This window comes from Methylobacterium sp. WL12 (assembly GCF_008039475.1).
GTDB lineage: Bacteria > Pseudomonadota > Alphaproteobacteria > Rhizobiales > Beijerinckiaceae > Methylobacterium > Methylobacterium cerastii.
On record NZ_VRUW01000003.1, the window covers coordinates 1 to 26,054 of the forward strand.

A 26,054-nucleotide genomic window follows, 5' to 3' on the forward strand; every position below is an offset into this window, starting at 1 on the left:
GGCTTCGGGGGCGGCGGCCTTGCCGCGGGTCTTTCGGCGCTGCTGGCCGAGGCCCATCGTCTTGGCGAGTTCCGAGCGGGCGGCGGCGTAGTTCGGCGCCACCATCGGATAGTCGGCCGCGAGGTTCCACTTGGCGCGGTACGCGTCGGGGGTCATGTCGTAGCGCGTGCGCAGGTGGCGCTTGAGCGACTTGAACTTCTTGCCGTCCTCCAGGCAGACGATGAAGTCGGGCGTGACCGAGCGCTTGATCGACACGGCCGGCGTCGGCGGCTCGACCTTCTCGGCGACGCCACCGTTCCCGAGCTGGGCCAGCGTCGCGTGGACCGAGACGATCAGCCCGTTCAATTCCGGGACCGGGACGGAATTCTTGCTGACGAAGGCCGACACGATCTCCGCTGCCAGCGCGATGTAATCCGGCTCCATGCCGTTGTCGTTCATCATCGATCGTTTCCCCGGTCCGACTTCTTTCGACATGTCCGGCGTCGGCGCGACCCGAGAAGTGGGCAATTCTCAGCTGACGCCAGCTTGTCCAGGCAAGGCGGTTATGATGTCGAACATCCCGACGCAATACGCAAGGTCTGTTTCCGTTCGATTAGACTTGATCGAATGGTCTGTAACATGAAAAATCGAGTGTAGCGCGGTGGCCGGAGTGCAGTCGGTCCCCGCGCCGCACCGGTGTCCAGGGGCGCATGCCCTGGTCTAGGCGGCCGGACCCTGGGCGAGCCTCGGTATTAGCCATCGCGTCGCGGTTGCAGACACCCCAATACCCTCGCCCGCGAACCCGAAAACTTCGTTGTGGCGGCAACGATTTTGCGGTCGATTATCGCTGGAAAGCGACTCGCAGGACCCGTCCCGAGGCCCCGCCCGAGAAGAGGCTTGCCCTGGCGCGGCCGGCCCTATTTGAAGAAGCTCGCGGCGCCGACCTCGGCCTGCCCGCCGGATGCGCGCGGGCGATGCGGCCCGCAGGATGCCGGAGGATCGGCCGCGACCGCCCGCCGCCGGGCGCCCGGCCACCCGCACGGAGGCCCCGCGTGAGCACCTACCGCTTCGAGGCCCTGCTCACCCCGCGCTCGGTCGCCGTGGTCGGGGCGGGCGCCCGCGCCGGCTCACTCGGGCGCGCGGTGTTCGACAAGATCCGAGCCGGCGGCTTCGCTGGGCCGGTCCATCCGGTCCACCCGCAGGACGCGGAAGCCGACGGCGTCCCGTGCGTCGCGCGGATCGCGGATCTAGCCTCAGTGCCCGACCTCGCCGTGGTGGCGAGCCCGCCCGAAAGCATCCCCGGGATCGTCGCGGAGGCCGGGCGCGCCGGCGTGCGGGCCGCCATCCTGCTCACCGCCGGCCTCGGCACCGGGCCGGACGACCCCGGCCCGCGCGCGGCGCGGATCGCCCGCGCGCACGGCCTGCGCCTGCTCGGCCCCGACAGCGCGGGTCTCGCCGTGCCCGGCCACCGGCTCGACGCGAGCCTGCTCGCCCGCGCGCCGGCGGCGGGCGACCTCGCCCTGGTCTCGCAATCGGGCACGGTCGCCGGGGCGATCGTCGAGTGGGGCGCCCGGCACGGGGCCGGGTTCTCGGCGGTGATGGCGCTCGGCAGCGCCTGCGACGTCGACGTCGCCGACTGCCTCGACCACTTCGCCAACTGCCTGCGCACCCGGGCGATCCTGCTGTGCCTCGACGGGGTGTCGGACGCCCGGCGCTTCATGTCGGCGGCGCGTGCCGCCGCGCGCACCAAGCCGGTGGTGGTCCTGCGCGCCGGCCGCCACGCCCGCGACGGGCGCGACCCCGAGACCCATACCGGCGCCCTGGCCCGGCCCGACGCGGTCTACGCCGCCGCGTTCCGACGGGCGGGCCTGCTCGCGGTGGAGGACCTCGACGCGATGTTCTCGGCCGCCGAGACGCTGTCCCACCAGCGCCCGTTCGCGGGCAAGCGCCTCGCGATCCTCACCAACGGCCGCGGCATCGGCCTGCTCGCCGCCGACCGGCTCGCCGACCGCGGCGGCGTCCCGGCGGACGGGCCGGCGGTGGACCTCGGCATCACCGCCGACGGGCCGGCCTACGCCGCCGCCCTCGCGCCGATGCTGGCCGACCACGCCGGCGACGCGGTGCTCTCGGTCCACGTCCCCACCGCCCGCTCGGACGCCGCCGCGGTGGCGCAGGCGATCGCCGACACGGTGACGCAAACGCGCCGCGGGCAGGGGCGGAAGAAACCGGTCTTCGCGGTGTCCCACGGGGAGGAGGCCGCCGCGATCCTGGCGGGCGCCGGCATCCCGCACTTCTCCACCGAGTCCGAGGCGATCGAAGGCTTCCTCCATCTCGTGCGCTACCGCGAGGCGCAGGACGACCTGATGCGCACGCCCGGCTCCCTGCCGCGCGACTTCTCGCCCGACACGGAGGCCGCCGAGGCGATCGTCGCCGCAGCCCTGCGGCAAGGGGCGGCGTGGCTCGACCCCGTCGCGGTCGCCGGGCTGCTCGCCGCCTACGGCATCGAGACCGTGCCGCTGACGCTCGCCCCCGACATCGACGCGGCGGCGGCCGCCGCCTGGACGATCATCGCGGCCGGCGGGTCGGTGGCGCTGAAGGTCGTCTCGCCGGACGTGGTGCACAAGTCCGACATCGGCGGGGTGCACCTCGACCTCACCAGCGAGCAGGACGTCCGCGACGCCGCGCGCAAGATCCTGGTGCGCGCCCGGCGCGAGCGGCCCGACGCCCGCGTCACGGGTTTCGCCGTGCAGCCGATGGTGCGCAAGGGCCAGCGCCGCGAGCTGATCGCCGGGCTGGCCGAGGACTCGGTCTTCGGCCCCGTGGTGGTGTTCGGCCGCGGCGGAACGGCGGTGGAGGTGATCGACGACCGGGCGCTGGGCCTGCCGCCCCTCGACCTGGCGCTGGCCGACGACCTGATCGGCCGCACCCGCGTCGCCCGCCGGCTCGCCGCCTACCGCGACGTGCCGGCGGTGGACCGCGGCGCCATCGCCCTGACGCTGGTGAAGCTCGCCCAACTCGCCGCCGACCTGCCCGACGTGCGCGAGCTCGACATCAACCCGCTGCTCGCCGACGCGAACGGCGTCGTGGCGCTGGACGCCCGCGTGCGCCTGCGCGCCAGTCCCCGCCGGGCCGGCGGCCATCCACGCTTCGCGATCCGCCCCTACCCGGCCGAATGGATGCGGACGCTGACGCTGAAGGGCCGGACGGTCGACGTGCGCCCGGTGCGGCCCGAGGACGAGCCGCTGTTCCAGGCGTTCTTCGCCACCATCGACCCGGAGGACGTGCGCCTGCGCTTCTTCGCCCCCGTGCGCGACTTCAGCCACGCCTTCCTCGCCCGCCTGACCCAGCTCGACTACGCCCGCGCCATCGCCTTCGTGGCCCTGGACGCGGGCGAGGAGGGCGCCAAGCGCATGCTCGGCGCGGTGCGCCTGCACGCCAACGCCGACGGCACCAGCGGCGAGTACGCGATCCTCGTCCGTTCCGAGGCCCGCGGCACCGGCCTGGCCCTCGCCCTGATGCGGCTGATGCTCGACTGGGCGGCCTCCGAGGGCATCGGCACCGTCGAGGGCACGGTGCTGGCCGAGAACCGCGCGATGCTCGCCGTCTGCCGCCGCCTGGGGTTTTCGCAAAGCCGCGACCCGGAGGACATGGGGGTGGTGAAGGTGCGGCTCGCGTTGCAAGGGTGAGGCCGCCCGCATCGAAAGGAGTCGCGTGCGGCCGCGCGATGTGAGCCTGCTCGCCCCCATGCGGATCAGCCGGACCGACCTCGCCGACCTCGGCACGTTCCTCGCCATCGCACGCCATCTCAGCTTTCGGCGGGCCGGGCTGGAGCTCGGCGTCAGCGCCTCGGCGCTGAGCCACGCGCTCAAGCAGATGGAGGCGCGCCTCGGCGTGCGGCTGGTCAACCGCACGAGCCGGAGCGTCACCCTGACCGCGGCCGGCGCAGACCTCCTCGCATCCCTGGACCAGCCCTTCGCGGCGCTCGGGTCGGCCCTCGACGGGCTCGATCGCCACCGGGCGCCGGGCGACGCCGTCGGACGGATTCGCCTCAACGTGCTCGAGCATGCGAGCACCTTGCTGCTCGCCCCCGTGCTGCCCGAGTTCGGCGCGCGCCATCCCCAGGTCGAGGTCGAGGTCCGGGTGTCCAACGACCTGGTCGACGTGGTGGAAGCCGGCGCCGACGCCGGCATCCGCTACGGCGGCACCGTGCCCCAGGACATGATCGCGCAACGCCTGTCGGCCGACCTGCGCTGGGTGGTCGTCGGCGCGCCCGCCTACCTGGACCGGCGCGGGACGCCCGATCACCCGCGCGACCTCGGCGAGCATCGCTGCCTGCGCATCCGGCTGGGCGACGACAGCCTCTACCGATGGGAGTTCGAGCGGGCGAGTGAGACGCTCGCCCTCGACGTGCCCGGCGCGGTGACCCTCGACAACACGCAGCTGGCGCTGGCCCTCGCGGCGGGCGGCGGCGGGCTCGCCTACCTCCCCGAGGCCTGCGCCGCGCCGTTCGTCACCGCCGGAACGCTGCGCATCGTGCTGGCGGAGTGGGCTCCGATGGGACCGGGCTTCCACGTCTACTATCCCGGCCCCCGCCAGGTGCCGGCCGGCCTGCGGCTGCTGATCGACCTGATCCGCACGCTGAGGCCCCTCGGCCTGTAGGCGTCCGCCCGTCCGGCGCGTTGTCGCCTTGGCGTTGAGTTCCGCTCATCGCTCCGTTGAGGCGCGGACGGGTGATCGCGGCAGCGCGGGACGCCTAGCTTCGGCCGACCGGCAAGCCCACCCGCTCGCCCCCCTCAGCCGAAAGCCGTCGCCATGCCGAGCCCACAGCGTTTCACCGGAAAGGTCGCCTTCGTCACCGGCGCCGCCAGCGGCATCGGCCGCGCCGCCGCGCTCGCCTTCGCGCGCGAGGGCGCCGAAGTCGCGATCGCGGATCGGGACGAAGCGGCGCTGGAGCAGGTGCGGGCCGAGATGGCGGGGACGGGCGCCGCGGTGCTGCCGATCCGCTGCGACGTGTCCCGGCCCGACGCGGTGGAGGCGGCGGTCGCCGGCACGGTCGCGCGGTTCGGGCGACTCGACTGCGCCTTCAACAACGCGGGCGTCGAGAACCGGGCGGCGCCCGTCCACGCGATCGAACTCGACGAATGGGACCGGATCCTCGACATCAACCTGCGCGGCACCTTCGTGTGCATGAAGCACGAGATCGCTCAGATGCTGCGCCAGGGCGGCGGCGTGGTCGTCAACACCTCCTCCGGCGCCGGCGTCAGGGGCGTCGCGGGAGGCGCGAGCTACGCCGCCTCGAAGCACGCCCTGATCGGCCTGACCAAGTCCGCCGCGCTCGACTACGCCAAGGCGAACATCCGGGTGAACGCGATCCTGCCGGGCAACATCGCGACGCCGATGATGGACCGCTTCACCGGCGGCGACATCCAGAAGGCGATCGACCTGGAGCCGGTCGGGCGCCTCGGCAAGCCCGAGGAGATCGCCGAGGCCGTGCTGTGGATGAGCTCCGACCTCGGCGCGTTCGTGACCGGCGCCGCGATCGCGGTTGACGGCGGGTGGTCTCTCTGAGGCCCAACGGACCTCGATGGTCTGACGAAGGAGCGACGAATGGAAATCAAACGCAGCGGATCTCAGCCGTCCGGCCGGGGACCCGACGACTGGTTCACCGGTACCGTGCGGATCGACCCGCTCTTCACCGCCCCGGACCCTGCCCGCGTCTCCGGCGCGAGCGTGACGTTCGAACCCGGTGCTCGCACCACCTGGCACACGCACCCGCTGGGCCAAACGCTGGTCGTCACCTTCGGCCGGGGCTGGGTGCAGCGCGAGGGCGGGCCGGTCGAGGAGATCGCGCCGGGCGACGTCGTCTGGTTCGAGCCGGGCGAGCGGCATTGGCACGGCGCGACGGCGACGAGCGCAATGACACACATCGCAATCCAGGAACAGCAGGACGGCGAAGCGGTGACGTGGATGGAACCAGTGTCAGACGCCGAGTACCAGCGCGGGTGAACCTCCTAGGCCGCGGAAGGCCTAACGAAAAAGGCTCCGCTTCCTCTCGGGAAGCGGAGCCTCGTCTCACGTCAGGCGAAAGGGCTTAGTGGCCGCCGTCGGTGGCGTTGCGGGTCGACTCGTAGAGGAACCAGGTGCGCTCCTCGGATTGGTTGATCCACTCCTCGAGGAGCGAGGTGGTCGAGACGTCGTTGGCCTCGTCCGTCACCTCGTGCAGCTCGCGCATGTTGGCGGTGAGCGCCTTGTTGTCGTCGCGCAGCTCCTTGAGCATGTCGAGCGGCGAGACGTACTCGGCGTCGTTGTCGGCGACCCGGGTCAGGGTCTTGGCTTGGCCGAGCGACTTCAGCGCGAAGCCGCCGATCTTGCGGGCGCGCTCGGCCACGTCGTCGACGATCGCGAAGATCTGCTCGGCCTGTTCGTCGAGCAGGAGGTGGTAGTCGCGAAAGTTCGGGCCGCTCATGTGCCAGTGGAAGTTCTTGGTCTTGATGTAGAGCGCGAACAGATCCGAGGTCAGGACCGCGAGGCCCTCGGCGATCTTCTTGGTGTCGGCCGGATCGAGGTCGGTCGGGGTGTTGAGGCGGTCGCTCTCGATGCGGGTGATGGGCTTGGCCTTCGCCATGGGGTGGCTCCGTTCTCGTTCGGTTGGGGGCGAACGCCGCGCAGCCGTGCCGCCGGCTCCGGCGTTCCTCACCCGGCAGAATGAACGGTGGCGGCGATTGTTCCGGGGCCGGTCCGGGGCGCGGGGCAGGGGTGCCACCCACGCACAGGCTGGAACCGTTCCAACTCTCTCCGCGGTCAGTTCGGGATCGTGCCGGGCGGCCGCGGGGCCGGCCCGTCGCCGAGCTGCGTCGTCGGCAGGCGCGGGACGGGCCGCGCCAAAGCGGGCGCTGGCATGAGGGGCCTGAGGGCGACCGCGGGCTTCAGGTCGGCGGCCACCGGCGGGCGCTGTTCGGGCTTGGCGGGGCGGATCGCCGCGCGCGGCGCGACCGTGCCGGTGGTGGCCGGCTCGGTCGCCGCCGAGGGCACCGGGCCGCCGGGGGTGTCGAGCCCGTAGATGTCGTCGCGGAAGTGCACGCGCCCGTCCGGCGTGGCGTAGCCGGTGAGGTAGACGAAGGTCACCGGCACCGGCTTCACCAGCTTGAGGTCGCGGCGCTCGCCGTCGGCGATGGCGGTCTCGATCTCGATCGGCCCCCAGGCCGAGCCCGGCCCGTTCGGCCCCTCGACGCCCGAGAGCAGCCAGCCGACGAGCTCCTTCACCCCGCCGACGCGGACGCAGCCGTGGCTGTGGAAGCGGACGTTGCGGGCGAACAGCGACTTCGAGGGCGTATCGTGCATGTAGACTGCGAAGCGGTTCGGCATGTCGATCCGCACCTGCCCGAGCGAGTTGTCGAAGCCGGAATCCTGGCGCAGCGTGTAGTTGACCGCCTTCTCGGTGTTCCAGTTCACTGCCGTCGGATCGACCTCGACGTTGCCGGGGCCGAGGATGCGGATGTGGTTCTTGGCCAGATATCCCGGCTCCTTGCGCATCCGCGGGATGATCTCGTTCTTCACCACCGAGACCGGCACCGTCCAGGTCGGGTTGAAGTTGATGTCGGTGATCCGCGTCTCGACGCTGGGCGTCGCCTTGTCGGGCTTGCCGACCACGGCGACGTAGCGGCGCGCGACCTGGCCGCCCTCCACCGCCTCGACGGTGGCCGCCGGGATGTTGACGACGACGTAGCGCTCGCCGAACGGGAACTTCGAGCCCATCAGCCGGGCCGCCGAAGCCGCAAGCTGGCGCTGGCGGACGGAGGCCGGCACGTTGAGCGCGGCGATCGTCAGCCGGCCCACCAGCCCCGATTCCGGCAGGCCGTGGCGGGCCTGGAACGCGGTCACCGCCGCGATCAGCGGCGGATCGAGCCGGTCGCTCGGGGGCGCGTCGGCGGGCAGGTCGCCGGTGAGGGTCAGGTGATGGCGCAGGCCTGGGATCGCCGGGTTCGACGCGCCCGGCTTGAACACCGTGGTCTCGGGTACCGGCGCCCAGCCGCCCGCGTCGGCGAAGGCCTGGTACAGGTCGGCGGCACGCAGGGTCTCGGTGAAGGTCTTCTGCGTCAGCGTCGGCCGCGGGTCGGCGGAGACGGTGGCGTAGACCAGCTCCGGCTCGGGCTTGCGCTTGGCCGGCTCGCGCGCCGCGGCCTCCGGCGCAGGAGCCGCCACCGGTGCGGCCTGCGGCAGGGCGGGCACGGGTTGCGCCGGCGCGGGGCTCGCAGCCGGCGGCGCGCCTTGGGCGGTGGCCGTGCTCAGCGCGGCGGCGAGCGCCAGGGGCGACAGGCCCGCGCGCAGGAAGGCGGCAGAGAACATCACGCAACCCCGTCTCGGCCCCGCGAACGGGCGGTTCCGGGCCGGATCATGCGCGGGCGATGGTTACCGATCCCTTGTGCCCGGCTCAGGCCGGCGCCGGCTCACCGCAGCAGCCAGGTGCCGACGAAGGCGAGGGCGGCCGAGTACACGGCGTAGCCGTCCTCGTCCGTCACCACCACGGTGATGGTCTGGCGCTCGCCGTCGGTCGGGATCTCGTTGACGGCGATGGCGGGCAGCAGGCGTTTGGCCTCGAGGGCGGCGGCCTGCACGTCGTCGCAATGGGTGCCGACGTCGTCGCGCTGGTGGAAGCCGTCGTGGATGTCGAAGAAGTACCGGGGCACGGGCTCATCACGCGTCGAAGGCGGGAGCGCATCCGTCTCTCATGCGCGGAGCGCCGAAGGTCAGGGCCGCGATGCCCGGATCGTAGACCTCTCGCCCGCGCCGGCAACCGCGCGAGTGTCGCATGCGGGGCGGGGCCTCGCGGACATCGGCGATCTAGATTTGCGCTCTCCAGCATTCGAGCCGACACGAGCTTTGGCGCCCGAGAGATACGCCTCTTCCCTCCCCCCCGCAGAGGGGGAGATAATCGTCGCACCACTCCGGTGCCGGCGCGGATAGTGAGGACGAAAAATTTGCGGTTTCGTGTTTCGGTGTCCGGCGATCGTCCGGAACCCGCAAGGAGCTGTGCCATCCCGAGCCCCACCGCCCCGGTCCCGCCGGCGATGCCCTACCTGCCGCAGCTCGACGGGGTGCGGGCGCTGGCGATCGGCATCGTCTACGTCGCCCATTGCGGGCTCAGCCACGTCGTGCCGGGGGGCTTCGGCGTCACGGTGTTCTTCTTCCTGTCGGGCTACCTCATCACCACCCTGCTGCGGATCGAGCGGGGGGTGAGCGGGACGGTGTCGCTGAAGGCGTTCTACCTGCGCCGGGCCTTGCGCATCCTGCCGCCGATGTACCTGGCGCTGGCGTTCTCCGGCCTGCTCTACGGGCTCGGCCTGCTCGACTGGATGCGCGTCGACGCGGTGGCGGTGCTGGGGCAGGCGACGTTCCTGACGAACTACCCCGACCTCCTCGGCACCGAGCAGGTGCTGCCGGTGCCGCTGTGGAGCCTCGCGATCGAGGAGCACTTCTACCTGCTGTTTCCGCTGGCCTACCTGCTGTGGCTCGGGCGCCTGTCGCCGCGTCGGGCGGCCCTGGCATGCCTGGCGCTGTGCGGCGGCGTGCTGGCCATCCGCTGCCTCAACGTGTGGCGGCTCGCCGATTACAGCCTGAACTACTCCTGGACCCACACCCGCATCGACGCGATCCTGTTCGGCTGCTGCCTCGGCCTGTGGAACAACCCGGTGATCCCGGCCGACCGCGCCTGGCGGCCGAAACCCTGGCACGTGGCGGCGGCGGGCGCGGTGATCCTCGCCACCCTCGCGGTGCGGAACCCCGCCTTCCGCGAGACCCTGCGCTACACGCTGCAGAGCGCGGCGCTGTTCGTGCCGTTCTCGGCCGCCTTGCAGGGCCGCGGATGGGTGGTGCGGGCGCTCGGCTCCGCACCGATGCGCCGGCTCGGGCTCTACTCCTACAGCTTCTACCTCCTGCACCCGACGATGATCGCGCTGCTGCTGCACCTGCGGCCGGGCTCGGGGTCCCTCGTACTGATCGTCGCCGGCCTCGTGCCGACCCTTGCCCTCTGCGTGCTAATGCAAGCCTGGGTGGAGCGCCCCTGCGTCCGGCTGCGGCGGCGCCTGCTCGACCCGTCCGGCCGGCCGCCGGAACCGAGCCTCGCCGACCCGGAGCGGCGGGCGGCCTGAACCGCGACGCATGAACCGTAGGACATGGGCGACGTTGCTCCGGGACCCCAAAGGAGCCGCCGATGCGCCGCCTGATCTTGAGCTGCCTGCCGACCTGTCTGCTCCTCGCCGCCGGCCCCGCCGAGGCCCAGCGCGTCGACACTACGACGCTCACCTGCGCCCAGGCCCGCGGCGCCGTCGCCCGCGCCGGCGGCATCGTGCTCGGCACCGGCGGCCCGACCTACGACCGCTTCGTGCGCGACCGCAGCTTCTGCGAGGCGACGGAGGTCACGCGCACCGCCACCGCGCCGACGCGCACCGACCCGAAATGCTTCGTCGGCCACACGTGCATCGAGCCGGGCTACGACGACTGGTTCGGAGACCGCTGACCCGCAGCCCGTCTCACTGCAGCCCGTCTCAATGGAAGAACGGCAGGGCGTGCGGGGCGAGATAGCCGAAGGCGAGCAGCACCGCGCCGGCCGCGCCGAGCAGGCCACCGGCGAAGACCAGGGCGACGATGCCGGTGATCACCTCGGCCGAGGCCAGCACGATGCCGATCTGGAAGGCGGCCGAGGCCAGCTCGTAATGGTGGTAGCGCAGCAGGGACAGGTCGCGGTGGTTCTGCGCGGTCTTGGCTTTCTCGGCGAGTTCCTTGCGGCCCTCGCCGGTGGCGGGCTCGGAATCCCAGCGCGCCATGGTCTTGGCCCACTCGGCGCGCTTGGCCGCGATCGCGTCCTGGTTCGGCCCCGGCGGCACCAGGGCCACCGCCTCGTCGGCGGTCTTGAGCACCGTGGCGCGGATGGTCCGCGCCTGGAAGAACGCCCACTGGTTGGCCGCCTCGACGTTGGCGCCGATCGCGTCGGTCTGCGCCGCCTTGCCCAGCGTCTCGCTGAAGGCGAGGAACAGCGCCAGCACCGAGATCAGTAGCGCGACGCGCTTGTTCGACCCACCACCCGCTCCGTGACCACCCGACATCCGCCCAAAGCTCCCCGTTGATTCGTGCGGGCGCAGTCACAGCGCATCCGGCCTGCGGATGCAACGCGGCCGAGCTTCTAGGTTGATCCGCCGGCAACGCCTATGGTCCGGCGCGGCCCGATTCGCGGCCCGCGATAATCGTCTTCGGAGGACGCGTGATGCGCATCGCCACCCTCGCTCTCGTGACCTTCGCCCTCGGTTTCTCCGGGCCCGCCCGCGCCCAGGCGCCGGCCCCGGCGAAGCCGGTGCCCCAGGTCACCGTCGATCCGGCGCGGCTGGCGGCGGCGAAGGCGGTCGTCGCCCGCGCCCAGGGCGACCGCGACACCACGCTTCAGGCGATGACGGCGCCGATGACCGCGATGGTCCAGCAGATGGGGCTCAAGCAGCCCGATCGGGCCAAGGTCATGGTGCAGGAGGTGATCATGCCGATCCTGTCGGCGCATTACGACGAGCTGTTGAACCTCCAGGCGCTGTCGTTCGCGGCGGTGCTGTCGAAGGAGGACCTGGAGGCGATCGCCGCATTCTACGACACGCCGGCCGGCCGCAACATGGCCAAGGCGCAGCCGCAGCTGGCCCAGGCGCAGCTGACGGGCATGCAGCACTGGATCGGCAGCCTGGCCGGCGAGATGCAGACGAAGCTCCAGGCCACCGCCGAGGCGCATGGCTGGGCGCCGGGCGGAAACCGGCCGAAGCCGAACTGAGCCCTGAGGGCTTCGCGCGGGCGCGGCCTACTCGGCGGCCTGCGCGAACACCGTGCCGGCGCGCGGCAGGTCGAGGGTGTCCCAGGTCTCGACGAGCGCCGCGGTCAGCGTGGCGATGCGGGCATCGTCGTGGAACGGCGAGGGGGTGATGCGCAGACGCTCGGTGCCGCGCGGCACCGTCGGGTAGTTGATCGGCTGGATGTAGATGGCGTGGCGCTCGAGCAGGTGGTCGGCCGCCGCCTTGCACAGCTCGGCGTCGCCGACCATCACCGGCACGATGTGGGTCTCGGTGGCGAGCACCGGCAGGCCGGCTTCCTCCAGCGCACGCTTGGTCGCGGCGGCCTGGCGCTGGTGCGCCTCGCGCTCCCCGTTCGAGCGCTTGAGATAGCGCACCGAGGCCCGCGCCGCGGCCGCGATCGCCGGCGGAATCGCCGTGGTGAAGATGAAGCCCGGGGCGAAGCTGCGCACCGCGTCGCAGAGCGCGGACGAGCCGGTGATGTAACCACCGACGCACCCGAACCCCTTGGCGAGCGTGCCCTCGATCACGTCGACGCGGTGCATCACGCCCTGGCGCTCGGCCATGCCGCCGCCGCGCGGCCCGTAGAGGCCGACCGCGTGGACCTCGTCGAGGTAGGTCATCGCGCCGTATTTTTCGGCGAGGTCGCAGATCGCGCCGATCGGCGCCACGTCCCCGTCCATCGAGTAGACGCTCTCGAAGGCGATCAGCACGTTGCGGCCGGCGGCCGCGATCAGCAGCTCTTCCAGGTGCACGACGTCGTTGTGGCGGAAGATCCGCTTCTCGCAGCCCGCGTGGCGCACGCCCTCGATCATCGAGTTGTGGTTGAACGCGTCCGACAGGATCAGGCAGTCCGGGATCAGCTTGGCGATCGTCGAGATGCCGGCCTGGTTCGAGACGTAGCCCGAGGTGAAGACGAGGCCGGCCTCCTTGCCGTGCAGGTCGGCGAGCTCGCGCTCGAGGTCGACCAGCGGCGAGTTGTTGCCGGCGATGTTGCGGGTGCCGCCGGCGCCGACGCCGCAGCGCTTGGCCGTGTCGGTGAGCGCGGCCACCACCTCCGGGTGCTGGCCCATGCCAAGGTAGTCGTTCGAGCACCACACGGTGATCTCGGAGGTCGCCCCGTCGGGCCGGCGCCAGTTCGCGATCGGGAAGCGCCCGGCGATCCGCTCGATGTCGGCGAAGACCCGGTAGCGGCGCTCGCCGTGCAAGCGCGCGAGCGCGCCCTGGAAATGCGCCTCGTAGTCGTTGCCGCGAACCGGACCCTGCGCGTGCGCGTGGGCTGGGGAGGAAGCAGGCCGGGTCTCGGGCATGGATATCCTTGGGGCTGGCCGGCGTCGGACGCGAGGTCGTCGCGGCTGGCCTTGTTCGGATGCCGAGGGCGCGCCTGCGGACCCTGAGAGGCCCGGCGCACCCGATCACGCATCGGGTGAATGAGGAATCCGGCGGCCTCGCGTGGCGCCGCCGGACAGGAGGATACAGCCGGATCTAGAATCGGTTCAAGGTGACGAGGCGTCATCCCTGCCTTGCAGGGCGTCGGGGTGCGTCCGGCCCCGCCGTGTGTGCGGATTGTGAGGTGCCCGACGACGACTTAGGAGTCGAAGGCGACGATGGGTCGCGTGAACCTGGACGACGTCGCTTGAAGCCATGACGACGAAGAACGACGAAGCCCGCGCCGAGCGCCTCAAGGCGGCGCTCCGCGAAAACCTGCGGCGACGGAAGGGGCAGGTCCGCGGCCGCGGCGAGGCGGCGGAGCGCGACGACTCGGCTGCGGACGCTGGGCAGCCGGACGAACCGGACGGGCCGGCTTCCGAGGCGCCGTCAACCTGACGACAGGTCGCCGAGCCGCGCAACGATCGCGTCCGGACGCCGACCGCGCCCGCGTCGCGGCAGCGGACGGATCCACACCCGTCGACGTCCTGCGAGCCGCCCGGCATGCAACCCCGGACCGGCCAGCGCGCGCATCGGTCCCCTTTCGGACAAAACTCGCCTATAGGCTGCGCGCAAGCATGGGCGGCGAGCGCCCTGAGGGGCAAGGCCGGCGGCGCGCGGAACGAGGCGCGGCGCGTGAGGATCACGAGACCATGGACCGCATCCACATCACCGGCGGCGTGCCGCTCAACGGCACGATCCCGATTTCGGGGGCGAAGAACGCCGCCCTGCCGCTGATGATCGCGAGCCTGCTCACCGGCGACACCCTGGAACTCGCCAACGTGCCGCGGCTCGCCGACATCGCCGCGCTCACACGCATCCTCGGCAACCACGGCGTCGATCACATGGTGGTCGGCAAGCGCCCGGGGCAGACCACCGAGACCGGCCAGACCATCCGGCTCACGGCGTCGAACGTCATCGACACAACGGCGCCCTACGAACTGGTCTCGACCATGCGCGCGAGCTTCTGGGTGGTCGCGCCGCTGCTCGCCCGCTTCGGCGAGGCCAAGGTCTCCCTGCCGGGCGGCTGCGCCATCGGCACCCGGCCCGTGGACCTCCTGATCATGGCGCTGGAAAAGCTCGGCGCGCAGATCGAGATCGATGCCGGCTACGTCGTCGCGCGTACGAAAAACGGCCTGCGCGGCGCCGAGATCGACTTTCCGAAGGTCACCGTCGGCGGCACCCACGTGGCGCTGATGGCGGCCTCGCTCGCCTACGGCACCACGGTGATCTCCAACGCCGCCCGCGAGCCGGAGGTGGTAGATCTGGCCGACTGCCTGATCAAGATGGGCGCCCGCATCCAGGGCGCCGGCACGCCGCGCATCGTGATCGAGGGCGTCGCCCGCATGAACGGCGCCCGCCACGAGGTGCTGCCCGACCGAATCGAGACCGGCACCTACGCCATGGCGGTGGCGATGACCGGTGGCGACGTGGTGCTGGAGAACACCCGCGCCGACCTGCTGCACTCGGCCCTCGACATCCTCTCGACCACCGGCGCCGAGATCACCCAGGTTCCCGGGGGCATCCGCGTCCGGCGCAACGGCGGCGGGATCGCGGCGGTGGACGTGACCACCGACCCGTTCCCGGGCTTCCCCACCGACCTGCAGGCGCAGTTCATGGCGCTGATGACCCTGGCCAACGGCCAGTCGCAGATCCGCGAGACCATCTTCGAAAACCGCTTCATGCACGTGCAGGAGCTGGCCCGCCTCGGCGCGAAGATCCGCCTCGAGGGGGATCTGGCGATCGTCGAGGGCGTGGAGCGCCTCAAGGGCGCGCCCGTGATGGCGACGGACCTGCGCGCCTCGGTATCGCTGGTGATCGCGGGGCTGGCGGCCGAGGGCGAGACCCAGATCAACCGGGTCTACCACCTCGACCGCGGCTTCGAGGCCCTGGAGGCCAAGCTCGCCCGCTGCGGCGCGCGGATCGAGCGCGTGCGGGCCTGAGGCCCGAAAGCCCGAGCCTCGGCCGGGCCGCAATCGGAGCGGTGCGGGGCCGGCCGATCGCGGGCAGTGCCGGTTGGGCGTGCTTCTGAATTTGCGAGACGAGAATCGATCGACGTCAATCGGTTTCACGAGCCGTCAGGAAAGAAGACAGATTTTATTCTTATCATCGTCGTGCGTCAGGCGTATTGCTTGGACGATAAGCTTCGGTCTCCGGCAAGAAATTTTAACGCATACCTGCGACAAGATCTGGCTCAAGCTCTTCGAGCATCTTCGAGACGGATCGATGTCGGTATTCTCACGCCTCGAGGCACGCCTGCCCGCCATGACCATCGGGCTCGCTCTCCTGAGCGCCACGGCGATGGGCGGGTACAGTTGGTACTCGGCCCGGGCCGGGTTGGTGGATGCGGCACGCGAGCGGCTGCAACTCGCCGCCGACGCGCGGCGCGACGGGGTCGAGCTGGTCGCCGACCGCATGCAGGCCGACTTCCTCACGGTGGCGGCGCACCCGCAGGTGGTGTCGAACGTCGCCGACCTGATCGAGACCCTCGATCCCGCGAAGCCCGACTATGCCGGCCTCCTCGCCGCCTTCCGGGCGCCCGAGACGGCCGCGGCCCGCATCGCGCTCGACGGCACCGCGACCAACACGATGTACGGGCGGCGGCACGCGAAGGTGCAGGAGGTCGGCCGCAAGCTTCTGGCGCAGGCGGGCTACGCCGACCTGCTGGTGCTCGATGAGGGCGGGCGCGTCGTCTACACCACCACCAAGGGCGAGGACTTCGCCCGTCCGGTCTCCGATCCGGCGCTGCGGGGAACGGGGCTCGCGCGGCTGTTCGAGCGCCTCAGGGCGGCCGATCCCGAAGCCGCCCTGTTCGAGGACTTCGCGGCCTATCCGGTCGACGCCGGGCCATCCGCCTTCATCGGCCGCGCGGTGACGAAGCGCGCCAACGTCGCCATGGGCACGGCGCAGGCGGCCGAGCGCATCGGCTACGTCGTGATGCGGGTCGGGCCGGCCCTGTTCGACCGCACCCTGTCGAAGCGCACCGGCCTCGGCGAGACCGGGCAGATGCTCTCGGCCGGCGCCGACGGCCTGCTGCGCACCCAGCCGCCGCTCAACCCGGACGCGAAGGCCGGCAGCCCCCTGGGCGCGCTCGGGATCGCCCCGAGCCGCCTCACGGAGGGGCGGCCGTTCGACTTCGAGGCCCCGGAAGGCCGGCGCCTGGCGGCGTCCTCCGTCGTCTCGGTGCTCGGGGCGCCCTGGACGGTGATCGCCGAGCAGAGCTTCGGCGAGGCGATCGGCGCCGTCTCGACCCTGTCGCGCACGCTTGCCCTGGTCGGGCTCGGGGTGCTCGCCGGCACCGCCATCCTCGGCCTGCTGCTGGCCCGATCGATCGTGCGGCCGCTCGGCGCGCTCACCGCGGCGCTTAAGGCCCTGGCCGCCCGGCAGGCGCTGGAGCAGGTGCCCGGCAGCACCCGGCGCGACGAGATCGGCGACATCGCCCGGGCCGTGGTGACCATCCGCGACGTCTCCCTCGAGGAGGCCGCGGCGCAGTTGAAGACGACCGAGGCCACCCGCCTGCGCGAGGAGCAGGCGCGCCGCGCCCTCCTGCGCGACCTCGCCGAACGCTTCGAGCGCTCGGTCGGCGGCATCGTCGCGCGGGTCGCCTGCTCGGTGGCCGGGCTGCAGGCCGCCTCGGGCGGCATGCGCGACGCGGTCGAGGGCACCTCGCAACGGTCGAGCAGCGTCGCGACCACCGCCAACGAGACCGCCCAGAACGTCAACACCGTCGCCGCGGCGGCCGAGGAGCTCGGGGCCACGGTCCAGGAGATCGGGCGGCAGGTCGAGCAGGCGGCGGAGATGTCGGACGGCGCGGTGCGCGAGGCGACGCGGACGCAGGCCGCCATGGACGCGCTGGCCGCGGCCGCGACCCGGATCGGCGACGTCGTCGGCCTGGTCTCGACCATCGCCGGCCAGACCAACCTGCTGGCGCTCAACGCCACGATCGAGGCGGCGCGCGCCGGGGAGGCGGGCCGCGGCTTCGCGGTGGTGGCGGCGGAGGTGAAGGACCTGGCCTCGCAGACGGCGCGGGCGACGGGGGAGATCGGCCAGCAGATCGCCTCGATCCAGGCAGCCGCGGGCGAAGCCTCCGAGGCGATCCATGCGATCGCCGGGCGGATCGAGGCGATGAACCGGGTGTCGACCAGCATCGCCGCCGCGGTGGAGGAGCAGGGCGTCACGACCCAGGAGATCGTGCGCAACATGGGCGAGGCTTCGGCCGGGACCAGCGCGATGACGGCGGACATCGCCGCGGTCGCCAGCGCCGCGAACGCAGCCGGCAGCGAGGTCGCGGCGGTGCTGCTCGCCTCGGACGCGCTGGCCGGCCAATCGGAGGAACTGCGCGCCGAGGTCGGCAGCTTCCTGGCGGGCGTCCGCGCCGCCTGAGCGGCGCGGGTCGTTCGGCGGCTCGGCCCTGGGGGCCGGCGCGCTCCCGACCGAAGGCGGGGATCGGGGAGGGATCATGCTCTCCGAGCTCGCCCAGGACAGCAGCTCGCCCAGGACGCTCGCACCAGCCCGCGCGGTTCGCGGCGCCGAAGGCCTAAAACACGAAGGGCCGCCCGGCCCGATGGCTGGACGGCCCCCCCGCAAGGCGGGATCGCGGCGATCAGCGGCCGATGGCGCCGCGCTTGAAGCCGAAGCCCGGGACTTCACAGCCGCAGGACGAGTTGAACGGCGCGGGGCGGGTCACGCAGTTGCCGCGGGCGGTGACGCAGATGCTGCCGCCGCGGCCGCCGCCGCGGAAGTCGTCGCGGTCGCGGCGGCGCTCGTAGCGGTCCTCCTCGTAGTCGCGACGGCGCGGGCGGTCTTCGTCGTAGCCGCGGTCGAACCGGCGCGGGCCGCCGTACTCGTTGCCGTAATACTGGGCGCTGGCCCCGGTCGCGCCGAGGGTCGTCCCGAGGGTCAGGGCGGCGATGGCCGCGAGGGTGTAGCGCTTGATGGTCATGGGATGTGTCCGTCTCCGGTCCGAGATCGACGTGGGGTCTACGATTGGCTGCCTGAACGGCGGCTGAGGCCGGCGCAACAGCTGTCCGCGCCCCGGCCTCGACGCTCAACGCGCCAGACTGCGCATCGGCCGTCCCGATCCTCCGGTATGGTGGATGCGAGGGACCGGACACCATCCGCCGCGGCTCGTGCGACCCGGCCGCGGTTGCCGGAAGCGGCCGGTCTCGCTACTGACGCGGGCGAAAATGTTTCCCGTGAAACCCTCTCCGGAGCGGCCCGCCGACATGGAGCTTCTCAAGCTCGCCGCCCTCGACGCCGAGGACCTCACCGTGATCTCGGCCCACCTGCAGGATGCGGTGCTGAACGTCGCCGACCTCACGTTCCTAGCCGCCGAGCACCGCTTCGTGCTCGCGCTGCGCCGGTTCGATTGGCAGAGCCCGGAGACGCCGCGGCGACGGCTCGCCGGCCTGCATTTCGAGCGCGTGCTCGGGGTTCGCACCCGCGGCCTGACGCCGGGGGACGCGCCCTTGAGCCTGCTCGCGATCACCTTCGAGGAGACCGAGGCGCCCTCGGGCCTGGTCACGCTGCTGTTCTCGGGCCAGGCCGCGATCCGCCTCGAGGTCGAGTGCATCGAGGTACGGATGAAGGACCTCGGCCCGGTCTGGGAGGCCGAGAGCCGCCCGGGCCACGCGGCGCCCGTGCCCGGCCCGTCGGCTTGAGCCGTCGCGCCCCACACCATCAAGAGAAGCACGCGCCGATGATCCGCCTCGATAGCAGCGACCCGACCTTCGCGGAGGATTTCGCCCGGCTGCTCACGGTCAAGCGCGAGATCTCGGAGGACGTGGACGAGACCGTGCGCGGCATCATCGCCGGCGTGGTGAAGGGCGGCGACACCGCGCTCGTCGACTACACCCGTCAATTCGACCGGCTCGGCGAGGGCTTCACCGCGTCCGCCTTGCGGGTCACCGAGGATGAGATCGCCGCGGCGCTCCAGGCCTGCCCGCCCGAGGCACTGGAGGCTTTGCGCTTCGCCGCTGCCCGGATCGAGGCGTTCCATGCGGGCCAAGTCCCCGGCGACCGGATGGAGACCGACGCCCTCGGCGTCACCTCGGGCTGGCGCTGGACCGCGCTGGAATCGGTGGGGCTCTACGTGCCCGGCGGCACGGCGAGCTACCCGTCCTCGGTGCTGATGAACGCGATCCCAGCGCGCGTCGCCGGCGTGCCGCGGATCGTCATGGTCGTGCCGATGCCCGACGGGCAGTCGAACCCGTTGGTGCTCGCCGCCGCGCACCTGTCGGGCGTGCACGAGGTCTACCGCGTCGGCGGGGCGCAGGCGGTGGCTGCGCTGGCTTACGGCACCGAGACGATCGCCCCGGTCGCCAAGGTCGTCGGCCCCGGCAACGCCTACGTCGCGGCGGCCAAGCGCCGGGTGTTCGGGCAGGTCGGCATCGACATGATCGCCGGCCCCTCCGAGGTGCTGATCCTGGCAGACGGCCACGCCAACCCCGACTGGATCGCCGCCGACCTCCTGGCCCAGGCCGAGCACGATGTGGCGGCCCAGTCGATCCTGATCACCGACAGCGCGGAACTCGCCGAGGCCGCGGAGGCCGCCGTCGAGCGGGCGCTGACCACCCTGCCGCGCCAGGAGATCGCGCGGGCGAGCTGGCGCGACTACGGCGCGATCGTCCGGGTGAGGCACTTCGACGAGGCGGTGCCCCTGGTCGATCGCCTCGCGCCCGAGCACCTGGAGATCGAGACGCAGGACGCCGAGGCGCTGTCCAAGAAGATCCGCAACGCCGGGGCGATCTTCCTCGGCTCCCACACGCCCGAGGCCATCGGCGACTACGTCGGCGGCCCCAACCACGTGCTGCCGACGGCGCGCTCTGCGCGGTTCTCCTCGGGCCTCGGCGTCCTCGACTTCATGAAGCGCACCACGATCCTCGCCTGCACGCCGGAGAGCTTGCGGGCGCTCGGCCCCGCGGCGATAACGCTGGGCCGGTCGGAGGGCCTCGAGGGGCATGCCCGCTCCGTCGCGATCCGGCTGAACCTGTAGGGGCATGCGCACGATGTCGGAGGCCAAGGGGACTGAGACGCAGGCTGAGAAGCCGGCCGGGAAGGGCACGGACCGCCTGGTCTCGGTGGCGCTCGACGAGGACTCGATCGGCCGCGGCAACCCCGACCAGGAGCACGAGCGCGCCATCGCGATCTTCGACATCATCGAGGACAACCACTTCGCCATCCCCGGTCGCACCGGCCCCTACGCGCTCCACCTCGGGCTCGTGGAGAACAAGCTCTCCTTCGCGATCCAGTCGCCGTCGGGCGAGCCGGTGATGACCCATCTGCTGTCGCTGACGCCTTTCCGCCGGGTGATCCGCGACTACGAGATGATCTGCGAGAGCTACTACAACGCCATCCGCACCGCCTCGCCGACGCAGATTGAGGCGATCGACATGGGCCGGCGCGGCCTGCACAACGAGGCCTCTGAGACCTTGAAGGAGCGGCTCTCCGGCAAGGTCGACCTCGACCACGACACCGCGCGGCGGCTGTTCACCCTGATCTTCGCCTTGCACTGGAAGGGCTGAGGTGGCGTTGCGCCGCCCCGAGCGCGCTCCGCCGAAGTGGGCACCGGTTCGGCGTCAGAGCGCGCGGCATCGCGGAGTCTCGGCATCGCTTCCGATCGCGACGCGATCGGAAGCGATGCCGGGTCCGCACCGACGCTGAAAGCCCACGCGCGATGGACGTCCTCGTCCCGCCTCAGCCCGGCGACCTCGTCGTGCCGCGCAAGCGCCGGGTGCAATCGGTGCTGTTCATGTGCAACTTCAACGCCGTGCGCTCCCCCGCGGCGGAGGTGATCGCGCGCCACTACTTCGGCAAGTCGGTCTACGTGCAATCGGCCGGCGTGCGCTCGGGCGAGCCGGTCGACCCGTTCATGGTCGCGGCGCTGGACGAGATCGGCATCGACGCCAAGAAGCACCGGCCGCGCACCGTCGAGGAGCTCGACGAGTGGGAGGGGCTGAACTTCGACCTGATCGTGACGCTCGCCCCCGAGGCCCACCACAAGGCGCTGGCCCTCACCCATACGCTCGCCGCCGACGTCGAGTACTGGCAGACGGCCGACCCGACCATCCTCCAGGACGCCTCGCGCGACCAACGCATGGACGCCTATCGCGACGTCCGCGACGGGCTGACCTACCGGATCAAGATGCGGCTGAAGGGGTAGGGGACACGGGGCGCTGGTTTTCTTCCCTCCTCGCAGAAGGGGAGGGGGACGCGGCTCCGCGTGCCCTCAGGCCTCGATCCGGCGCATCCCCGTCACCGCGCCATAGCTGTTGGCCTCGATCCGCGCGGCCGCCTGGCGCAGGGGCTCGATCGCCACCGCCATGTGGTGGCCGTTGGCGTGGAGCAGCGTGTCGGCGTCGAGCATCAGGCCGGTATGGCCGCGCCAGTCGACGAAGTCGCCGCGGCGTAAGCCCTCGAAGGCGAGCGGCAGGGGCCGGCCGACGGCGCGGGCCTGCTGGTCGGCGTCGCGCGGGCAGGGGAGGCCGGCAAGATCCAGGCAGAGCTGGACCAGGCCCGAGCAGTCGAGGCCGAGGCTGGTGCGCCCGCCCCACAGGTATGGGGTGCCGACGAGCCGTTCGGCGGTGCCGGCATAGTCCGGCGTCGTCCGGTCGAGCGGCGCGCAATGGGCCGAAAACACGAAGGCGTCGCCGACCCGCACGAAGTCGCCCTCCGTCCCCGCGACCGCGATCCGCGCGCCGAGGCTCAGATGGCCGAGCGCCGGGCGCTTCATGTCGGGGGCGGGGTAGAGGAAGCTGCGCAGCGCCGTCACCCGGTGGGTCGGGGCCGGGTCGGCCGGGCCGAGGCTCGCCGTGGGCAGGTAGCCGACATAGCCGTCGCGCACGAGCTGGACCCAGGCGAACCCGTCGCGAACCTCGTACAGGGTCACCGCGTCGCCCATCACCGCCTCCGTTTCGAGGCCGGCTTCCGCACGCGGCGTCCGGCGCAAGGGGGCCGCCGGGATCACGACCTGCCGTGGCTCGCCGGCGACGAAGCGTGCCGCCTCAACTGTGCCGCGTAGGCGGATGTCGGCGAGATCCGGCCGAGCCGGCGTTGTCCGCGGGTCGTGGGTCAGGGTTTCGCTACGCGACATGACGGCTCGGGTTTTCAGGCGGTTCGAGCTTGCAGGATCGGCTTCCGCCGTGACCGAACCACGCCTGTGCCGATCGCCCATGCTGCGCCATTTCGACGCAGTACTGTGACGCGCGAGGTGGCAATTGCATCATGAATGCGCTGACGCCGTCGAAGACAGATGAGCGGCCTGCCTGTCCATTCGGCACCCTCGGTCCATGCAGGGGCCGACCGCGCCGGCCGCGTTTTGATGCAGTGCACAATGGCCTCGAATCGGGTAGGGTCCGAGGATGACGAGCGCGAGCCCAGCCGTGAAGAAGTCGAAGAAGAGCTTTGCCGACCTGCCGCCGATCCGGGTCCGCCGCGAGCCGCCGACCATCGTCGAGGCGGTGATCGCCGCGCAGGACCTGTCCGACGACCTGGAGCAGCAGATCGAGATCGCCGCCGGGCTGATCGGCCTGCCCGCGGACGAGGTTCGCCCGCACGTCGTGGCGGCGGTGAAGGCCAAGCCGGAGCGGATGCCGGAGCGCATCATCGCCCAGGCCGGCCCGAGCCGCGCGCCCCGCACCGTCATCGTCGAGCGCCGCACCCGGCCGCCGGTGATCGTCGAGCGCCGCGGCCGCCCCCTCGACCCGCGGCGCTGAGGTCGCCCGCGGATCGCGTCCAGGTTCGGTGCTACCAGGCGAGGGTCTCGCCGCGGTAGTCGAGGTACATTGTGCCGGGCTGGCCGAGCCGGGCCTCGATGACGTCGGCCATGCCGCCGACGCTGGTCGCCACGTCGATGTCCGCCTCGGCGCCCCCCATTTCGGTCCGCACCCAGCCCGGATGCATCAGAACCACGCTCAAGGCCTCCGCCTGGTGGCGGATCGCGAAGCTACGCACCAAGGTGTTCAGCGCCGCCTTGCTGGCGCGGTAGTTCTCCCAGCCGCCCGAGGTGTTGAGCCCGACGCTGCCGAGGATCGAACTCATGAACACCAGGCTGCCGCCGGGCGCGAGGCGGTCGCGGAAGGTCTCCGCGAAGCGCACTGGGCTGATCGCGTTGGTGAGGTAGACCTGCGCCGCGACCTGCCGCGGCACCGCGTGCAGCGGATCGTGCGCTTGCGTCGCGACGCCGGCGACCACGAACACCAGATCGAAGGTCTGCGATGCGAGCCGGTCGTGCAGGCCTGAGACCGCCGCGTCGTCGTCGATGTCGGCCGTCTCGATCGTCAGCGCCTCGAATTTCAGGGCGGCGAGCCCCGGCGATGCGTTGCGCTGGGTCGCGGTGACGCGCCAGCCGCGCCCCAGAAAGGTCTCGACAAGCCCGAGCCCGAGGCCGCGCGAGGCCCCGACGATGAGCGCGTTCTTCTGAGTATTCGCCATGGGATCTCTCCTTCCGGGCGGTTTCGGCGCCGGTGCTGAGAAGGTGGATTGACCGAGCGACGGGGGAAGCGCCGGCCCGGATCCCCGGTGTGCCGCCGCACGTTCGGGGCTGCAGTTTGAAAGATGCACGCACGGAACGCCGCGCTCTACCTCCCCACTGAAGCCAACGAGCCCCTTCATACATATCGCCACGCATCCCGAGCGAGGCGCGAGTCTCCTCTCCCGGTCGGGAAGGGGGACAGGGTAAGGGGTGTGCCCTTTCCGGATCGACCTGACCCCTCACCCCAATCCTCTCCCGAACGGGAGAGGGGGCCGCACTGTGCTCCGCGCGATCAGCCCGGTGCCGGAACGGACATGTGTGAATCTGCAAGCCGCTGCGGGGGAGAAAGACGCGGGCCGTCGTCCTTCTCGCGATATGCAACGGGTTCGACGGGGCGTGCCCTTGCCCGCTCAATCCCCCGTCTGCACCGCCCAGGTGGCGTGGCGGATGCCGGGTTGGGTCGCCAGCGCCGCCACCACCGCGTCGAGGTCCTTGGCCGCCACCGCGCTGGCGATGAGGGTCGCGACCACGTCCACCACCGCGTCGCCGCGCTCCTCCACCGCGACGCCGCCGACCGGGTAGCCCGCCGCCTCGAGCCGCTCGACCAGCATGTCCTGCGCCGGGCCGGCCGCACCGGGGGCGGTGGTGACCTGGACCTCGTAGGTCGCCTCCGTGGCACTCTCGTCGATCGGGAAGCGGTTGATCGCGTTGACGAGCGGGCGCAGCAGGGTGTTGCAGGCCAGGACGGCGACGGCGACGAACAGCGCCTCCAGCGGCAGGTCCGCCCCGGCGAAGGCGCCGACTGCGGCCGAGCACCACAGGGTCGCTGCCGTGTTGAGGCCGCGGACGTTCATACCCTCCTTCATGATCACGCCGGCGCCGAGGAAGCCGATGCCGGAGATCACGTAGGCGACGGTGCGGGTGGCGCCCTCGGCCCCCGTCAGCTGCATGCCGAGGTCGACGAAGGCGGCGGCCCCCACCGCCACCAGCACCGCCGTGCGCAGGCCGGCGGTGCGCTGGCGGTACTGACGCTCGGCGCCGATCAGGGTGCCGAGCACGAAGGCGACGACCAGGCTGATCGCCGAGTTGACCGGTTCGGGGAGGGGCGTGGGCAGAAGGACCATCCGGTCTCCTAGACGGACGCGCATGACGCTTCCGTGACGATCTCCGCTACCACCGCAGGTCGCGGCGGGATTGACGGGTGCCCCGGGCAGCGGGCACACCGGCCTGGCTCATGGATCGCTCAAGAATCCAGGTGCCGCGGCCACGTCCGCGGCGTTCGACGAGGAGACTTGCAGGATGAAGGCTCACCTACAGTCGGCCGGGCTTTTCCGCGCATGAGCGGTGGCATGAGCGGTGCCGCTCTCGCTGAGCGCCCCGGCGCCGTCTCCGATCCGTTGCGGGCCCGCATCCTCGAACTTCGCGCCGGTTTGGAGCACGGGCTCATCGGCTGCGAGGGCTTGGTCGAGCGCCTGATGATCGGGCTGCTCACCGGCGGCCACCTGCTGATCGAGGGCGCGCCGGGGCTCGCCAAGACCCGTGCCGTCAAGCGGCTCGCCGACGGGCTCGACGGCTCCTTCGCCCGCATCCAGTGCACGCCCGACCTGATGCCGGCGGATCTGACCGGCACCACGGTGTGGCGGCAGGACGCCGGCACCTTCGAGTTCCTGCCCGGCCCCCTGTTCCACTCGCTGATCCTCGTGGACGAGGTGAACCGCGCGCCGCCGAAGGTGCAGTCGGCCCTGCTCGAGGCGATGGCGGAGGGCCAGATCACCGTCTCGGGCACGACCCATCCCCTCGCCGACCCGTTCATGGTGGTGGCGACCCAGAACCCAATCGAGCATGCGGGCACCTTCCCGCTGCCCGAGGCGCAGCTCGACCGCTTCCTGCTCCACGTCGTCGTCGGCATGCCGGACGAGGCCTCCGAGCGGAAGATCCTCGACCTCGTCGAGGGCGAGCTCAACCACCACGGCGAGGCGATGCCGGTGAAGCTCTCGGTCGCCGAGGTGCTGGCCGCACGCGAGGCCGCGCTGAAGACCTACGTCTCGCCGGCCTTGAAGGACTACCTCGTGCGCATCGTCGCAGCGACGCGCACCGATTCCGCCGCGCCCGAGCTTCGCGCCGCGATCGAGCATCCGGCCTCGCCCCGCGGCACCCTGGCGCTGATGGTGGCCGGCAAGGCGCGGGCCTACCTCCACGGCCGCGACCACGTCATCCCCGAGGACGTGGCGGATCTCGCCGCCGACGCGCTCTCCCACCGCATCGGCCTGACCTGGCGCGCCGCCGCCGAAGGCCTCACCACCCGCGGCATCGTCGCCGGGCTGGTGCAGCGGGTGCGGGCGCTCTGAGGGTGCGGG

General features: G+C 71.8%; 26 protein-coding genes. 16 read left to right on the top strand and 10 right to left on the bottom strand.

Going from position 1 to position 26,054, the window contains the following annotated elements; all coding sequences use genetic code 11:
- The coding region (locus tag FV226_RS02045) for a MucR family transcriptional regulator (RefSeq protein WP_281406014.1) at window positions 1–441 on the bottom strand (441 nt) is incomplete at its 3' end.
- A 590-nt stretch (window positions 442–1,031) separates the two neighbouring features.
- On the opposite strand from FV226_RS02045, the gene FV226_RS02050 reads away from it, so the two are divergent.
- The 4 genes from FV226_RS02050 to FV226_RS02065 all read left to right on the top strand — a co-directional run bounded on the left by FV226_RS02050 (window position 1,032) and on the right by FV226_RS02065 (window position 5,985).
- Window positions 1,032–3,665 (top strand): bifunctional acetate--CoA ligase family protein/GNAT family N-acetyltransferase, encoded by a 2,634-nt coding sequence (locus FV226_RS02050; RefSeq protein WP_147761603.1) that lies wholly within the window; start codon window positions 1,032–1,034, stop codon window positions 3,663–3,665.
- 58 nt (window positions 3,666–3,723) lie between these two features.
- Entirely contained in the window at window positions 3,724–4,638 is a 915-nt protein-coding gene (locus FV226_RS02055) for a LysR substrate-binding domain-containing protein (RefSeq protein ID WP_147761702.1), read from the top strand.
- A gap of 153 nt (window positions 4,639–4,791) precedes the next feature.
- A complete protein-coding gene (locus tag FV226_RS02060) occupies window positions 4,792–5,547 on the top strand; it encodes a glucose 1-dehydrogenase (RefSeq protein ID WP_147761604.1) in 756 nt (251 codons plus the stop codon).
- Window positions 5,548–5,586: 39 nt separating this feature from the next.
- Window positions 5,587–5,985: a cupin domain-containing protein gene (locus FV226_RS02065; RefSeq protein ID WP_147761605.1), complete on the top strand. Its 399-nt coding sequence runs from the start codon at window positions 5,587–5,589 to the stop codon at window positions 5,983–5,985.
- A gap of 85 nt (window positions 5,986–6,070) precedes the next feature.
- Here FV226_RS02065 and FV226_RS02070 read toward each other — a convergent pair whose 3' ends face one another.
- The 3 genes from FV226_RS02070 to FV226_RS02080 form a co-directional block, all read right to left on the bottom strand.
- Entirely contained in the window at window positions 6,071–6,604 is a 534-nt protein-coding gene (locus FV226_RS02070; protein WP_147761606.1) for a DNA starvation/stationary phase protection protein, read from the bottom strand.
- 176 nt (window positions 6,605–6,780) lie between these two features.
- Window positions 6,781–8,325, bottom strand: coding sequence for a L,D-transpeptidase family protein (locus tag FV226_RS02075; protein ID WP_147761703.1), 1,545 nt, complete (start codon window positions 8,323–8,325; stop codon window positions 6,781–6,783).
- A gap of 101 nt (window positions 8,326–8,426) precedes the next feature.
- Complete coding sequence (locus FV226_RS02080; protein WP_147753201.1) at window positions 8,427–8,666, bottom strand: hypothetical protein; 240 nt, start codon at window positions 8,664–8,666, stop codon at window positions 8,427–8,429.
- 381 nt (window positions 8,667–9,047) lie between these two features.
- Here FV226_RS02080 and FV226_RS02085 point away from each other — a divergent pair, with 381 nt between their 5' ends.
- Complete coding sequence (locus FV226_RS02085; protein ID WP_246691461.1) at window positions 9,048–10,127, top strand: acyltransferase; 1,080 nt, start codon at window positions 9,048–9,050, stop codon at window positions 10,125–10,127.
- Window positions 10,128–10,189: 62 nt separating this feature from the next.
- Window positions 10,190–10,495 (top strand): hypothetical protein, encoded by a 306-nt coding sequence (locus FV226_RS02090; RefSeq protein WP_147761607.1) that lies wholly within the window; start codon window positions 10,190–10,192, stop codon window positions 10,493–10,495.
- Window positions 10,496–10,523: 28 nt separating this feature from the next.
- Here FV226_RS02090 and FV226_RS02095 read toward each other — a convergent pair whose 3' ends face one another.
- Window positions 10,524–11,081, bottom strand: a complete 558-nt coding sequence (locus tag FV226_RS02095; RefSeq protein WP_147761608.1) for a DUF4337 domain-containing protein — start codon at window positions 11,079–11,081, stop codon at window positions 10,524–10,526.
- Between the two features lie 158 nt (window positions 11,082–11,239).
- On the opposite strand from FV226_RS02095, the gene FV226_RS02100 reads away from it, so the two are divergent.
- Window positions 11,240–11,782: a DUF2059 domain-containing protein gene (locus tag FV226_RS02100; RefSeq protein ID WP_147761609.1), complete on the top strand. Its 543-nt coding sequence runs from the start codon at window positions 11,240–11,242 to the stop codon at window positions 11,780–11,782.
- A 27-nt stretch (window positions 11,783–11,809) separates the two neighbouring features.
- Here FV226_RS02100 and hemA read toward each other — a convergent pair whose 3' ends face one another.
- Window positions 11,810–13,108, bottom strand: a complete 1,299-nt coding sequence (gene hemA / locus FV226_RS02105) for a 5-aminolevulinate synthase (protein ID WP_147761610.1) — start codon at window positions 13,106–13,108, stop codon at window positions 11,810–11,812.
- A gap of 334 nt (window positions 13,109–13,442) precedes the next feature.
- Between hemA and FV226_RS02110 the strand changes: the two genes are divergently transcribed.
- From FV226_RS02110 to FV226_RS02120, 3 genes are all read left to right on the top strand, one after another.
- A complete protein-coding gene (locus FV226_RS02110) occupies window positions 13,443–13,625 on the top strand; it encodes a hypothetical protein (RefSeq protein WP_147761611.1) in 183 nt (60 codons plus the stop codon).
- Between the two features lie 254 nt (window positions 13,626–13,879).
- A complete protein-coding gene (gene murA / locus FV226_RS02115) occupies window positions 13,880–15,169 on the top strand; it encodes a UDP-N-acetylglucosamine 1-carboxyvinyltransferase (protein ID WP_147761612.1) in 1,290 nt (429 codons plus the stop codon).
- A gap of 283 nt (window positions 15,170–15,452) precedes the next feature.
- Entirely contained in the window at window positions 15,453–17,609 is a 2,157-nt protein-coding gene (locus FV226_RS02120; RefSeq protein WP_147761613.1) for a methyl-accepting chemotaxis protein, read from the top strand.
- A 220-nt stretch (window positions 17,610–17,829) separates the two neighbouring features.
- On the opposite strand, the gene FV226_RS02125 is transcribed toward FV226_RS02120, so the two are convergent.
- Window positions 17,830–18,168 carry a hypothetical protein gene (locus FV226_RS02125; RefSeq protein WP_147753209.1) on the bottom strand — a complete coding sequence of 113 codons (339 nt, stop codon included), beginning with the start codon at window positions 18,166–18,168 and terminating at the stop codon, window positions 17,830–17,832.
- 283 nt (window positions 18,169–18,451) lie between these two features.
- On the opposite strand from FV226_RS02125, the gene FV226_RS02130 reads away from it, so the two are divergent.
- The 4 genes from FV226_RS02130 (at window position 18,452) to FV226_RS02145 (ending at window position 21,387) form a co-directional block, all read left to right on the top strand.
- Window positions 18,452–18,886: a DUF2948 family protein gene (locus FV226_RS02130; RefSeq protein ID WP_147761705.1), complete on the top strand. Its 435-nt coding sequence runs from the start codon at window positions 18,452–18,454 to the stop codon at window positions 18,884–18,886.
- Between the two features lie 38 nt (window positions 18,887–18,924).
- Entirely contained in the window at window positions 18,925–20,220 is a 1,296-nt protein-coding gene (gene hisD, locus FV226_RS02135; RefSeq protein WP_147761614.1) for a histidinol dehydrogenase, read from the top strand.
- A 13-nt stretch (window positions 20,221–20,233) separates the two neighbouring features.
- Complete coding sequence (locus tag FV226_RS02140; protein ID WP_147761706.1) at window positions 20,234–20,749, top strand: UPF0262 family protein; 516 nt, start codon at window positions 20,234–20,236, stop codon at window positions 20,747–20,749.
- A gap of 152 nt (window positions 20,750–20,901) precedes the next feature.
- A complete protein-coding gene (locus FV226_RS02145; RefSeq protein WP_147753211.1) occupies window positions 20,902–21,387 on the top strand; it encodes a low molecular weight phosphatase family protein in 486 nt (161 codons plus the stop codon).
- 66 nt (window positions 21,388–21,453) lie between these two features.
- Here the strand turns inward: FV226_RS02145 and FV226_RS02150 are convergent, their stop codons facing one another.
- Entirely contained in the window at window positions 21,454–22,317 is an 864-nt protein-coding gene (locus FV226_RS02150; RefSeq protein WP_147761615.1) for an NlpC/P60 family protein, read from the bottom strand.
- A 289-nt stretch (window positions 22,318–22,606) separates the two neighbouring features.
- Here FV226_RS02150 and FV226_RS02155 point away from each other — a divergent pair, with 289 nt between their 5' ends.
- Complete coding sequence (locus FV226_RS02155; protein ID WP_246686232.1) at window positions 22,607–22,939, top strand: hypothetical protein; 333 nt, start codon at window positions 22,607–22,609, stop codon at window positions 22,937–22,939.
- Window positions 22,940–22,970: 31 nt separating this feature from the next.
- On the opposite strand, the gene FV226_RS02160 is transcribed toward FV226_RS02155, so the two are convergent.
- Both FV226_RS02160 and FV226_RS02165 read right to left on the bottom strand, forming a co-directional pair.
- On the bottom strand, window positions 22,971–23,657 hold the full coding sequence (locus FV226_RS02160) for an SDR family oxidoreductase (RefSeq protein WP_147761617.1): 687 nt from the start codon (window positions 23,655–23,657) through the stop codon (window positions 22,971–22,973).
- Window positions 23,658–24,107: 450 nt separating this feature from the next.
- Window positions 24,108–24,821, bottom strand: coding sequence for an MgtC/SapB family protein (locus tag FV226_RS02165; protein WP_147761618.1), 714 nt, complete (start codon window positions 24,819–24,821; stop codon window positions 24,108–24,110).
- A 225-nt stretch (window positions 24,822–25,046) separates the two neighbouring features.
- On the opposite strand from FV226_RS02165, the gene FV226_RS02170 reads away from it, so the two are divergent.
- Window positions 25,047–26,045, top strand: a complete 999-nt coding sequence (locus tag FV226_RS02170; protein ID WP_147761619.1) for a MoxR family ATPase — start codon at window positions 25,047–25,049, stop codon at window positions 26,043–26,045.
- Window positions 26,046–26,054: the final 9 nt, after the last annotated feature.

What these genes read in the sequence shown, in the direction of transcription:
- FV226_RS02055 (WP_147761702.1), top strand. Translation starts at nt 3,724, where the DNA reads ATGCGGATCAGCCGGACCGACCTCGCCGACCTCGGCACGTTCCTCGCC.
- FV226_RS02060 (WP_147761604.1), top strand. Translation starts at nt 4,792, where the DNA reads ATGCCGAGCCCACAGCGTTTCACCGGAAAGGTCGCCTTCGTCACCGGC.
- FV226_RS02065 (WP_147761605.1), top strand. Translation starts at nt 5,587, where the DNA reads ATGGAAATCAAACGCAGCGGATCTCAGCCGTCCGGCCGGGGACCCGAC.
- FV226_RS02070 (WP_147761606.1), bottom strand. Translation starts at nt 6,604, where the DNA reads ATGGCGAAGGCCAAGCCCATCACCCGCATCGAGAGCGACCGCCTCAAC.
- FV226_RS02075 (WP_147761703.1), bottom strand. Translation starts at nt 8,325, where the DNA reads ATGTTCTCTGCCGCCTTCCTGCGCGCGGGCCTGTCGCCCCTGGCGCTC.
- FV226_RS02085 (WP_246691461.1), top strand. Translation starts at nt 9,048, where the DNA reads ATGCCCTACCTGCCGCAGCTCGACGGGGTGCGGGCGCTGGCGATCGGC.
- FV226_RS02090 (WP_147761607.1), top strand. Translation starts at nt 10,190, where the DNA reads ATGCGCCGCCTGATCTTGAGCTGCCTGCCGACCTGTCTGCTCCTCGCC.
- FV226_RS02095 (WP_147761608.1), bottom strand. Translation starts at nt 11,081, where the DNA reads ATGTCGGGTGGTCACGGAGCGGGTGGTGGGTCGAACAAGCGCGTCGCG.
- FV226_RS02100 (WP_147761609.1), top strand. Translation starts at nt 11,240, where the DNA reads ATGCGCATCGCCACCCTCGCTCTCGTGACCTTCGCCCTCGGTTTCTCC.
- hemA (WP_147761610.1), bottom strand. Translation starts at nt 13,108, where the DNA reads ATGCCCGAGACCCGGCCTGCTTCCTCCCCAGCCCACGCGCACGCGCAG.
- FV226_RS02110 (WP_147761611.1), top strand. Translation starts at nt 13,443, where the DNA reads ATGACGACGAAGAACGACGAAGCCCGCGCCGAGCGCCTCAAGGCGGCG.
- murA (WP_147761612.1), top strand. Translation starts at nt 13,880, where the DNA reads ATGGACCGCATCCACATCACCGGCGGCGTGCCGCTCAACGGCACGATC.
- FV226_RS02120 (WP_147761613.1), top strand. Translation starts at nt 15,453, where the DNA reads ATGTCGGTATTCTCACGCCTCGAGGCACGCCTGCCCGCCATGACCATC.
- FV226_RS02125 (WP_147753209.1), bottom strand. Translation starts at nt 18,168, where the DNA reads ATGACCATCAAGCGCTACACCCTCGCGGCCATCGCCGCCCTGACCCTC.
- FV226_RS02130 (WP_147761705.1), top strand. Translation starts at nt 18,452, where the DNA reads ATGGAGCTTCTCAAGCTCGCCGCCCTCGACGCCGAGGACCTCACCGTG.
- hisD (WP_147761614.1), top strand. Translation starts at nt 18,925, where the DNA reads ATGATCCGCCTCGATAGCAGCGACCCGACCTTCGCGGAGGATTTCGCC.
- FV226_RS02140 (WP_147761706.1), top strand. Translation starts at nt 20,234, where the DNA reads ATGTCGGAGGCCAAGGGGACTGAGACGCAGGCTGAGAAGCCGGCCGGG.
- FV226_RS02145 (WP_147753211.1), top strand. Translation starts at nt 20,902, where the DNA reads ATGGACGTCCTCGTCCCGCCTCAGCCCGGCGACCTCGTCGTGCCGCGC.
- FV226_RS02150 (WP_147761615.1), bottom strand. Translation starts at nt 22,317, where the DNA reads ATGTCGCGTAGCGAAACCCTGACCCACGACCCGCGGACAACGCCGGCT.
- FV226_RS02160 (WP_147761617.1), bottom strand. Translation starts at nt 23,657, where the DNA reads ATGGCGAATACTCAGAAGAACGCGCTCATCGTCGGGGCCTCGCGCGGC.
- FV226_RS02165 (WP_147761618.1), bottom strand. Translation starts at nt 24,821, where the DNA reads ATGGTCCTTCTGCCCACGCCCCTCCCCGAACCGGTCAACTCGGCGATC.
- FV226_RS02170 (WP_147761619.1), top strand. Translation starts at nt 25,047, where the DNA reads ATGAGCGGTGCCGCTCTCGCTGAGCGCCCCGGCGCCGTCTCCGATCCG.